The sequence below is a fragment of the Mesorhizobium qingshengii genome, assembly GCF_900103325.1.
GTDB lineage: Bacteria > Pseudomonadota > Alphaproteobacteria > Rhizobiales > Rhizobiaceae > Mesorhizobium > Mesorhizobium qingshengii.
The window spans coordinates 1-10,966 of the sequence record NZ_FMXM01000047.1; the positions used below are offsets into that span (position 1 = coordinate 1).

The window sequence follows — 10,966 nt, forward strand, 5'->3', positions numbered from 1 at the left end:
CGCGACCGTGCCGGACCAGCCGCTCACGTCCGTCCGGCAGCTTCAGATCCCGCATCTCGGCAAGAAACGCTTCGGCCTCCATCTCGATCGCCTGCGCCAGCAATTTGCGCGCGCCGGTGCGGAGCACATCCGTCAGGGGATCATCGATCTCGTCGGGCTGACGAAGGCGAACAATGTTGATAGTCTCGTTCATGGCGTATCGCTCTCCTTGAGAGGTTCTGGCAGGCTTCAATCACCCGCCTCGATACGCCGCCCTTCTCAAACCGTCATCACCCATTTTCCGCCATAGCTCGTTCGCTCTCACCATAGCTGAACATCAATAGCTGCATATCAATTTCGCATGCCTGATGAGGCATCATCATCGCCTAAGAGACACAAACTCCCTGAGACTGGTTTGGTCAAGGGCGGCGCGAACCTGATAGGGCAACACGAATTGGCCATGTTTGATGTAGATCGTTTGATGGAGCCGGTCAGCGACAGCAACCCATGCGGTGATGCTCTCGATTACGATCTGAGTTTTCTCGAACTTGAGATGGCGGCGCAGGGCAAGCCCGCTCGGCAGATGGGAGATTCCGTCATAGCCGCGGAGGCTCCCGATTGGCGCCAAGTCTGGCAGCTTGGCCTGGAGCTCGCTACCCGCACAAAGGACCTGCGCGTCGGTGTCCTGCTCACCCGCTCCGCTCTCAGCCAATTCGGTTACCCCGGCCTTCGAAACGGCCTGGAGCTGCTCGTTGGGTATGCGGAATTCCATTGGCCGGAGCTGCATCCGCGGCCAGACGTAGAAGACTCTGGCGATCAGACGGTGCGCCTTAACGCTTTGGCAAATCTCTGTGATCCCTCCGGGCTTATCGCCGAGGTTTGCCAGGTTCCCCTCACTGCGTCCAGACAGTTTGGCACCTTTACGCTGCGCGACAGGATGGAGACGCAGCGATCTCAATCGACCGAGATCGATTCAGCGACGATCGACCTCGCCTTCGGCGACACCGACCCCGCCCTCCTCTATCAACTCGGAGCGGATCTCGACGCCAGCCTAAAGGCTGCGACCGGCCTAGACGCCATAATGAAAGAACACGTCGATATCATCGATGCGGTCCGATTCGAACCCCTCATGTCGGTGCTCCGTCAGTGCAAGGACATGGTAAGTCGCCACCTGAAAATCCCTCAATCCGAAACCGTTATGCAGCCACTCCTACCAGGAGCCGAGGTGCGCAGTCCGGGAGAGATACGCGGCCGTAACGATGTCATCAGCATACTCGACGGTATCTGCCGTTGGTATCAAGTGAATGAGCCGGCCAGCCCTGTGCCAGCCTTGCTTGAGCGGGCGAAGCGACTCGTATCGAAGGACTTTATGGCTCTGATCGAGGATCTCGCGCCAGATGGAGCTGCTCAATACCGCTCGATCGCGGGTCTTGCGGCCGACTCGGGGGCATGACCTCGGAATCTCGAAGCCTAACATGAGGACAAACCGCAGAATGGCAAAGGCAAGCAGTCAGAAATTCATCACCCGAAATCGCCCCCCGCGGGTCCAGATCGAATACGATCTAGAGACCTACGGCTCCCCAAAAAAGGTAGAACTTCCCTTTGTGGTGGGAGTCATGTCTGATCTCGCCGGCAACCCCGCCGAGCCGCTACCCCCAGTGGGCGAGCGCAAGATGATGGAGATCGACATCGATAATTTCGATGATCGGCTCAGATCGCTAAAACCCAGGGTGGCCATGCGGGTACCCAACCGTTTGACCGGCGAGGGCCAACTGGTTGTGGACTTGACCTTCGAGTGTATGAGCGATTTCTCGCCCGCATCCGTAGCGCGCAAAGTGGGAAGTCTCAACGCGCTGTTGGAGGCCCGCATGCAGCTCTCCAATCTGCTAGCCTACATGGACGGCAAGATGGGTGCCGAGGAACTGATCGCCTACTTCCTCGGCAATCCAGCGCTGCTAAGCAGCCTCAGTGGCGTGCCGAAGGACGAAACGCCCGATGACACGACGAAAGCACCCCTGCCCTCCTTCCCAGAGATGAAGGAGGATTGATTGTGACTTTCGTAAACTCAATACCTGCCGAGGTGCAGGCGCCGGTTGTCGATCCCGAGGATTTCGTCGTTCTGCTGCAACGCGAGTTCAAGACTCATTCGGATCAAGCCCGCAACGCAGTTGAGAATGCGGTCAAAACGTTGGCTGACCAAGCCCTCCGACACACACCGTTAATCAGCGCTGACGCCGTTGATACGATCCAATCAATCATCGCATCGATCGATGGCAAATTATCTGAACAAATTAACGAGATACTCCATCACCAGGACTTTCAGGCGCTGGAGTCGGCTTGGCGGGGCTTGCATCACCTTACATTCAACACCGAGACGGACGAGACATTGAAGATCCGCGTCTTTTCCATTTCGAAGAAAGAACTGTCTCGAACGCTGCGAAAGTACAAGGGAATAGCCTGGGACCAGAGTCCTCTGTTTAAGAAGATCTACGAAGAGGAATACGGGCAAATTGGCGGCGACCCGTTTGGCTGCTTGGTTGCGGACTACTATTTCGACCATAGCCCCCACGACATTGATATACTGACTGGAATTGCGCAAATTGCTGCGGCTAGCCATTCCCCTTTTGTCTCAGCAGCCTCACCGCATTTGCTGCAGATGGATTCTTGGCGTGAACTTGCCAATCCTCGCGACATAACGAAGATCTTCCTAACACCCGAGCACGCCGCCTGGCGGGCTTTTCGCGAGAGCGAAGACTCCCGGTACGTGGCGCTGACACTGCCGCGGGTGCTCGGACGGCTGCCCTACGGCGCTAAGACCAATCCAGTCGATGAATTTGCGTTCGAAGAGGACATCGACGGCAGCGACAGCGCAAAGTATCTTTGGATGAATGCCGCCTATGCCATGGGTGTGAACATCACGAGGTCGTTCAAGCTCTACGGCTGGCTGTCCAAAATCCGTGGTTTCGAATCCGGTGGCCTGGTTGAGGACTTACCGGTGCACAGCTTCCCCAGTGACGACGGTGGCGTCGATCTCAAGTGCCCAACGGAGATCGCAATCAGCGATCGGCGCGAGTCGGAACTCTCCAAGAACGGCCTTCTGCCATTGTTGCATCGGAAGAACACCTCGCTGGGCGTGTTCCTCGGTGCCCAGACTGTCAACAAGCCAATCAGATACGCAGACCCGGATGCCTCGGCGAATGCAGAGCTTAGCGCCAGGCTACCCTATATTTTTGCGACCTGCCGCTTTGCGCACTACCTGAAGTGCATGGTCCGCGACAAGATTGGCGCGTTCAAAGAACGGCATGAGGTCGAGGAGTGGCTGAACCAATGGATCCAAGGCTATGTTCATCCCTCGCCCGAGTTGGGGAGCGAAGAAAGCAAGGCGCGACAGCCGCTCTCCTCAGCAGAGGTCAATGTCGAGGACGTCGAAGATAATCCCGGCTATTACACCGCCATATTCTATCTGCGACCACACTATCAGCTCGAGGGTCTTACCATCTCTCTGAGGCTGGTGTCACGGCTACCTGCGGCCCGCAAGGGCTGAGCCCTTAAGTCCCGCCGCTAAAGGCATAGAGCCCGCCTTCATACCACGCGGTTGTCCGGCCCATTCCGGCCCGATACGAAACCGCCAGATAGAGGAATTTAGAAATGGCATTCGATGCAGTTATGATGTTCACCCAAGCGTCCAAGGATGGCATCCAGCCGAAGGGCGAATCCATTATCCTGAAGAACGCTGTCACGCTTGGCGACCAATGGAGTTTCTCAATGGAGAACAAGCTCAATATCGGCCCTCACACCGCAGGCGCCGGGTCAGGTAAGGCCGAATTCGAGGTCTTCACCATCAAGAAGCAAGTGGATAACGCCTCTGCTTCTCTATACGTAGCATGTGGCCGCGGAGTCCATTTCAACAACGTCGATCTGAAGCTATTCAAATCGACGGGCGCCGGGCTGGCGACGGCCGGTTCGAACCTGTTCTTACACTGGACCTTTAATATGCTTGCGATCGAGAAGGTCGAGTGGGCCTATGCTGAAGAAGCTCCGGAGGAGACGATCACCTTCCGATTCGGCGCCTGCAAGATCATATACTACTCTCAGGACGAGACAGGTGCTCTTACCAAGGCTGGTGAGGGGATCTGGAACCAAATCGCCAACAGTACTGACTTCAATAAGCTCGTCGCCTGAGCTTGCAGATCCGCGTGCGTCTAGCCGCTCGCCACGCATTCGGGTTTCGGATAGCTGCTCAAGATGTGGAGATTGAACATGGTTATTACTCCCAAGTGGGATTTGGTCCAGCCATCCCTTCTCGACCAGCTAACGGATGACGAGCCACGCAGCGCATCCGAATCGTCGAAATTATCCAGCTTGTCGCTGCGACAAGTGCAAGCAATGATCCTTCGCGACGTGTCGTGGCTGTTTAACGCAAACCAGTTGGCTGCAACCGTGGACCTCCAGTCCTACCCCCACGTGGCAGCCAGCACTCTCAATTTCGGTATCCGGCCCTTTGCAGGGCACATCGTCGATGGCCTCGACGCTGCCTCACTTGGACAGGAGATTGCTGACAGCTTGCAACGTTTTGAACCTCGGCTGCTTGCCAACAGTGTCAAGGTCACACCCCTGACTGAGGCCGACCGCAATGGCTCTCTAGGCTTTAGGATCGAGGCCGACCTCCCAGCGCAGTCAGTGCCGCTGCGCATTGTGATCTGCACCGAGCTTGACCCGGAACGCAAGAGGTTACGCGTTACCGATCTAGGTGCAGAGATAAGCTGATGGACCCAAGGCTCCTGCGGTTATACAATGATGAGCTTGCGTATATGCGGGAGATGGGAGCTGAGTTTGCCCGCGCATTCCCAAAGGTTGCCGGCCGGCTGGGAATGGAAGCAGCTGGGATCGCCGACCCTTATGTCGAGAGGCTGCTGGAAGGCTTTGCCTTTCTGGCAGCACGGGTCCAATTGAAGCTGCAAGCTCGTTTTCCAGACTTCACGCAGCACCTGCTGGAATTGGTCTATCCCCATTTTCTGGCGCCAATCCCCTCGATGACAATTGTCCAATTCGGGCCGGATCCACTGGCCGGACGGTTTGAGCAAGGATATGTGGTGCCGCGCGGAACCAAGCTGCTGGGCCAACTCGCTTCGGATGCGATCACCCATTGCGAGTTCCGCACGGCGCACGATGTCCACCTCTGGCCGATTGCGGTGAGTGCTGTAGACTACTACACGACGCCGGCGCAAATTTCGGGCCTGAATCTTCCGCCCCGGCAAGATGCGAAGGCCGCGCTGCGACTGCGCCTTCGGACAACCAATGGCATACCGTTCAAAAATCTCGCGCTGAGAGCCCTGACACTCTACCTCGCCGGCCCTGGTGGCATCGGTGCAACAGTCGCCGAACAGCTTATGGGCGATGCTAGCGCAATTGTCGCCCGGCCCGCCAGCCTGCCGCCCCCCTGGCAGGAGAAAATTCCGCTCGGCCAACTGCGGCAGTGCTGTCTGGAGCCAGACTCCGCTCTCCTGCCCGAGGTTCCCCGCTCCTTCGACGGGTATCGTCTACTTCAAGAGTATTTTGCCCTTGCAGAGCGAACCCTGTTCATCGAGCTCGGCGGGCTCGCCAACGCCGTGGCGATGTCGACGACTGAGAGCCTTGAGATTGTATTCGTGCTCGACCGTGCCGAGCCACGGTTGGAACATCACCTCGGAACTCAGAACATCAGTCTGTTCGCGACGCCGGCGATCAATCTTTTCGAACGCCAGGCGGATCGCATTCACTTGAGCGACAAGAGCTACGAGCATCATCTGGTTGTAGATCGAATGAGGCCGGTCGACTTCGAGGTTCAGTCGATCCTCGAGATGAGCGGCGAAGGAGGCAGCGGCGAAGCCGCCCCCATTCAGTTTTTTCCATTTTACAGCATCAGCGCCCACGGACGGGAGGTGCAGCACTCCAGCTATTATACAGTCAGGCGCGAGAGTCGTCTGCGCTCGCAGCACCAGCGCCCCAACAGTGCCAGGACTGATTATGGCGGCACAGAGACTTTCATCTCAATTGTTGATCGTCGGGCGGCTGCCAATTCGGTAAATCCCCGGCAGTTGTCGGTACGATGCCTTTGCTCGAACAGGCATCTGCCGCTTCTATTGCCAATCGGTCATAAAGAGACAGACTTCACACTCGAAATCGGAGCTCCGGTTTCCGCGACGCGATGTCTGTCGATGCCAACCAAGCCGCGTCATTCCTTTGCCACCGGCGATGTCGCGTGGAAGCTGATCAGTCACCTATCGCTGAATTATCTCTCGATCACGAATTCCGACCGTATCGGACATGGCGGCGCAGAGGCGCTGCGAGAACTCTTGCGCCTGTACGTCGATCCGGAGGATGCTTTCGCTTCGCAGCAGATCGACGGAATACGCGAAGTCCACTCGCAACCGATAGTTCGGCGGCTGCCGGGCGGGGGACAAGCTGCAGTCGCACGTGGGATCGAAATCCGTGTCGTCCTGGATGAGGCGGCTTTCGAAGGCGTTGGTATTTTTCCCCTCGCCTCCGTGCTCAATCAGTTCTTCGCCAAATATGTTTCAATCAACAGCTTCACCGAGATGGCCGTCTGGACATTGCAACGCGGTAAAGTAATGCAATGGCCGCCGACGATTGGTCGCCGGACGATCCTCTGATGCCGGACTCTCTCGCGCATTTTCTGAGTGCAGTAGCGGCCGAGCCGCATGCCTGTGATTTCTTTCAGGCTATGCGAGTCGTCGATGCAATCTGCTCAGATCGCCCCAGGCTTGGGGAATCAAGCCGGCCAAGCTTCGATCGGGTGCGGATTGGACAGGAGCCCGCGCTAGCCTTTCCGACACGATCTATCGCCCGCGTGGCCGAGGCTGAAGAGGGCCATCCCGCCAGTATTTCTACCTACGCCTTTGGCCTATTCGGGCCCAATGGTCCGCTGCCTTTGCATCTGACGGAGTACGCGCTTTTAAGGCAGCGCAATGCCGGCGACGAGACGCTGGTTCGCTTTGCCGATATCTTTCATCATCGCCTAGCCTCGCTCTTCTTCCGTGCCTGGGCGGAGAGTGAGCCGACCGTCAGCCATGACAGGCCACAAGAAGATCGCTTTGCCCTGCAACTCGGCTCCCTGGCGGGTTTTGGCATGACGTCTTTGCATGGCCGGGACGCCATGCCCGATCTTGCAAAAGTTCACTTCACTGGCCGTCTCGCCTCGCACACGCGCAATGCCGAGGGGCTCGTTGCTATTCTCAACAGCTTCTTTGCGGCCCCGGTGGAAATCCGTGAATTTATTCCCACATTGGTCCAGCTGCCGCTGGACGCGCTCTGCCTGCTCGGCCGTGACCCATGCACGGGCACACTTGGCAGCACTGCGGCTGTCGGCGGCAGGATCAAAGTCTACCATCATCGCTTCCGCGTCATTCTCGGCCCACTCGGCTTAGCTCAGTACGAACGGCTTTTGCCGGGAACCTCCGACCTTAGAACTTTGGCCAAGATTATCCGAAACTACCTAGGTGATGAACTGGACTGGGAGGTCAATCTGGTCCTCCGACAAGAAGAAGTGCCGAAACTCCGGCTGGGATATAGCGGTACGCTAGGCCGGACGAGTTGGATGGGCGAGCGCAAGACGCGACGCGATGCCGACGACCTGATTACCGTGCCGATCGAGCCCTGCTCGAGACCCTCCGTATCCTAAGTTTCTGAAACAATCTGAGGATGTTGGCATAGTGGATCGTATGACTGTGACCAGAGCACTGCATGTACTGTGCAATGCTACGATGATCGAAAGTGGGGCGGCGTTCCGCAACTTGCGCAATAATAATTTATTTGAATTGCTAAAAAACCGGCTCAGTGGCGATGCCCAGCCGAATCCGTGGATTTTACTCGGTGTCGGCGGTGATCATGGCATCTTCGCGGACCGCGTCGCTTTCGACCTGGCCTTGACGCAAAGTAAGAACCTCCAGCCCGCCGATGTGCCAGAGCCGGATGAGCAGGGGGGCGTCACGAATATGCGCCGCAAGATCCCCCCGCCAGAAGCGGCATCCAGGCGCCGAGATCCTGAGCATAGCGTCCGCAGTTGCGTCGTCGGAGCGGTATATTCCCGCTGCTCAGTTGCCGGACGGGACGCCATGCACACCCAACGTACCGTCAGTCGGCATGCCCGTTTCTGACCCGAGATCGCCCCTTCTCGATGAGGGTATCAAGACGCTGCCGGAATGGAGCAAGTTGGGCCCCATTCGGATCACCAAGTAGATTCAGCCAAGCGGCAGCGGCGGATGGCGCCTAATCGGAGGCACAATAGATGCTCGGCATTGCGCCCTCGAGTGTTTTCCTTGGAAGCGCTCCGGCCGCGTCTCTAGAGCCAAGTCAAGGTACTACAGCTCTCTTGCAACTCAAGCGCGGAAATCTCCTATGGTTCAGCCCACAATAGAAACTCTCCTGAAGCACAATCGGTTTGCAGCAGTTACGTCGGCCGCACTCCAGCCGAACGACATCATTCTTCGACGCTTAAGAGGAACCGAACGGCTGGGGGAGCCCTTTCACTATGAGGTGAAGATCGCCACACCCAATCCGGTTCAGAATTTCGCCGACGTTCCCGGACAATTTTTGACGGTCGGCCTTAAGCTGAAGGACGCCGGAACGCGTTTCTTCAACGGCGTCATCACTCGATTCGAGTATCTCGGCCTGGACGACACGGAGCACCTCAACTACGTGGCGGAGTTGCGGCCTTGGCTTTCCCTGCTCGATTATCGGATCAACAGCCGAATCTTTCAGAATAAAACCAGCATTGAGGTCATCATGGAAATATTTCGGGAGCACAAGGGCAATATCAAGAATCGAACAATAGATGGCGTTCCAAAGCGTACGTTTTGCGTGCAGTACGACGAGACTGATTTGGCCTTCGTCAGCCGCTTAATGGAGCAGGACGGCCTATACTATTATTTTGAACATGGGGAGAACCGACATGATCTGGTGCTCGTTGACAATCTTTCGAGCCACGATACATGCAAGCCGGAGGCTGTGGAGACCCACCACAACCTCAGGGCCACCCGAAATCTCCATCGAGATGACGTTATCTTGCACTGGAACGAAGTCGTGTCACTGCGGTCGAACAAGGTCGTTCTCAAGGACTATGACAATGAGAAGCCAATGGCGGAGCTTACCGCTGTCGCGCGCGCGCCTTCTGTGCGGATCGGCGGCATTCCACCCGCCAAGAGCGGAATGGGTGCCGCTGCTCACGTTTCTGGCGCCCCCGTCATGTCATTGGAATCGTCGACCGCGAACGTTTGCTCAGCCACACAGGAGACATTCATCTATCCCGGAGGCTATAAGGCAAAAAGGGATGGTGATTTCTACGCTACGATTCGCGCAGAAGAACTCGCTTGTAACGCCTATCGGGCGCGTATTGAAACTACAGCTCGCCATATCGAAACAGGATTAGTCTTCAAGGCTTCAAACCCGTTTCACTACGGGGATGTGAGTGCTCGCCCAACGGCTACACAGCGCTTTCTGGCGATCGCGACCGAATTCACGGTTTTGGGGGAAGTTGGAGACCGTACAACGGGAACGGTCATTGCAGACCAGAGCGCTGAGAGCTTTCTCTATCACAGTACGCTCGAAATCATCCCTGCGAGCACTCAGTACCGCCCGGTGCGCCACACACCGGTGCCGGTTATCAAGGGGCCGCAGACGGCAGTCGTTGTCGGCCCGAGAGGCGAGACAATCACTACGGATCAGTACGGCCGCATCAAGGTCCAGTTCTTTTGGGACCGGGAGGGCAACAAGGACGAGAATAGCTCCTGCTGGGTCAGGGTCGCACAGAACTGGGCCGGCAAGGGCTTCGGCTGCCTCCTAATCCCAAGGATCGGCCAAGAGGTCGTAGTGGACTTCGTCCACGGCGACCCTGACCGTCCCTTAGTAACCGGGGTCGTTTACAACGGGTCCAACCTGCCTCCTGAAAACCTACCGGCCAACAAGAGCCGCTCCACCTTCCGAACGCACACCGATCGAGGCACAATTGGTGATTACAATGAGTTGCGATTCGAGGACAGGCAAGGCAGTGAGGAGGTCTTTCTTAAAGCGCAGAAGGACCACATAGTAGAGGTCGGGAATAATTATGCCATCGAAGTCAAGAAGAAGTACCTCCTGACGTCAGCCACAGCCGGGTCGTCGTTTGGTAGCAGTATAGAGGTGACAACTGACAAGATTCGACTTTCAGTGCTGGGCGCAACCGGCCCTCAGGCCATCGAAATTAGCGAAGCCGGCATCACTCTGCTGAATGGCCAGGGAGCCTCGATCCAGATGTCAGGTCCTTCGGTCATCATCAACAACGGCGCCCTTGTGGTGACGTGATGCCTGGTACCGTCCTTCACACTGGAACCATCGCAACCTGCCCGCATGGCGGTACCCTCAACATAGTTGCTGCCTCGCCGCGCGTGTCCGTCTCGGGCATGCGCGTGGCGGTCTTGACTGATCAGGGCCTGGTGGCCGGCTGCGTCTTCACGCTGCCAAGCGGCAAACCGCAGCCCTGCGTGACCACACGCTGGATCGCGGGGGCTAAGCGGGTCCTGGCCAATGGTCAGCCCATCCTGATCAATCCGCTTGCCGCTCTATGCCTCTCGGCTGAGCAAGTCCCTGGCGGGCCGCCGATCATCGCCACCAGCCAGACAAGGGTCATCGCGACATGAGTTCGCCTTTTCCTGCGCCGTCACCCGCGATCGGCGCGGCATGACCATATTGCCGGGAGGCGGATCATGGTCGCGAGCGAGATAGCCGCCAAGCATGGCGATTTGCAGCGGTTCTGTCGCAAACTATTCGGTAAGCTGGTGCAGGCATGAAGGCACTTCAGTTTCTGAGAGACTTGCACTACTTTGGCAGTTTAGATTCGACGGCTTCGGCGAGGAGTTTCTCACAGTGGGGGCATCGCCTGGGTGGCGGCCGTGCGAAGAGGTCGAGGATGGCCTGCCTGATGGCCGGCATGCTCGGTTGTGGCGGCGGCCCC

The 10,966-nt window shown here is 57.4% G+C and carries 10 protein-coding genes and 1 pseudogene; 10 read left to right on the top strand and 1 reads right to left on the bottom strand.

The window, feature by feature from the left end:
- A pseudogene (locus tag BLS48_RS33245) lies at window positions 1–193 on the bottom strand (IS256 family transposase); the annotation flags it as partial.
- Between the two features lie 246 nt (window positions 194–439).
- On the opposite strand from BLS48_RS33245, the gene tssA reads away from it, so the two are divergent.
- The 10 genes from tssA (at window position 440) to BLS48_RS33295 (ending at window position 10,652) form a co-directional block, all read left to right on the top strand.
- Window positions 440–1,432, top strand: coding sequence for a type VI secretion system protein TssA (tssA, locus tag BLS48_RS33250; RefSeq protein WP_038654779.1), 993 nt, complete (start codon window positions 440–442; stop codon window positions 1,430–1,432).
- A gap of 40 nt (window positions 1,433–1,472) precedes the next feature.
- Window positions 1,473–2,027, top strand: a complete 555-nt coding sequence (tssB, locus tag BLS48_RS33255) for a type VI secretion system contractile sheath small subunit (RefSeq protein ID WP_038654584.1) — start codon at window positions 1,473–1,475, stop codon at window positions 2,025–2,027.
- A gap of 2 nt (window positions 2,028–2,029) precedes the next feature.
- Entirely contained in the window at window positions 2,030–3,523 is a 1,494-nt protein-coding gene (tssC, locus tag BLS48_RS33260; RefSeq protein WP_051726980.1) for a type VI secretion system contractile sheath large subunit, read from the top strand.
- A 104-nt stretch (window positions 3,524–3,627) separates the two neighbouring features.
- Window positions 3,628–4,161, top strand: coding sequence for a type VI secretion system tube protein Hcp (locus tag BLS48_RS33265; RefSeq protein WP_038654587.1), 534 nt, complete (start codon window positions 3,628–3,630; stop codon window positions 4,159–4,161).
- A 78-nt stretch (window positions 4,162–4,239) separates the two neighbouring features.
- Window positions 4,240–4,746, top strand: coding sequence for a type VI secretion system baseplate subunit TssE (tssE, locus tag BLS48_RS33270; RefSeq protein ID WP_038654785.1), 507 nt, complete (start codon window positions 4,240–4,242; stop codon window positions 4,744–4,746).
- Window positions 4,746–6,632: a type VI secretion system baseplate subunit TssF gene (tssF, locus tag BLS48_RS33275; protein ID WP_038654590.1), complete on the top strand. Its 1,887-nt coding sequence runs from the start codon at window positions 4,746–4,748 to the stop codon at window positions 6,630–6,632. Before tssE ends, tssF begins: the two co-directional genes overlap by 1 nt.
- A complete protein-coding gene (gene tssG / locus BLS48_RS33280; RefSeq protein ID WP_038654593.1) occupies window positions 6,596–7,660 on the top strand; it encodes a type VI secretion system baseplate subunit TssG in 1,065 nt (354 codons plus the stop codon). The genes tssF and tssG overlap by 37 nt, the downstream gene beginning before the upstream one ends.
- A 31-nt stretch (window positions 7,661–7,691) precedes the next feature.
- Window positions 7,692–8,135, top strand: a complete 444-nt coding sequence (locus BLS48_RS35405) for a hypothetical protein (protein WP_143019583.1) — start codon at window positions 7,692–7,694, stop codon at window positions 8,133–8,135.
- Between the two features lie 241 nt (window positions 8,136–8,376).
- On the top strand, window positions 8,377–10,317 hold the full coding sequence (locus BLS48_RS33290) for a type VI secretion system Vgr family protein (protein WP_038654598.1): 1,941 nt from the start codon (window positions 8,377–8,379) through the stop codon (window positions 10,315–10,317).
- On the top strand, window positions 10,317–10,652 hold the full coding sequence (locus BLS48_RS33295; protein WP_038654601.1) for a hypothetical protein: 336 nt from the start codon (window positions 10,317–10,319) through the stop codon (window positions 10,650–10,652). The genes BLS48_RS33290 and BLS48_RS33295 overlap by 1 nt, the downstream gene beginning before the upstream one ends.
- Window positions 10,653–10,966: the final 314 nt, after the last annotated feature.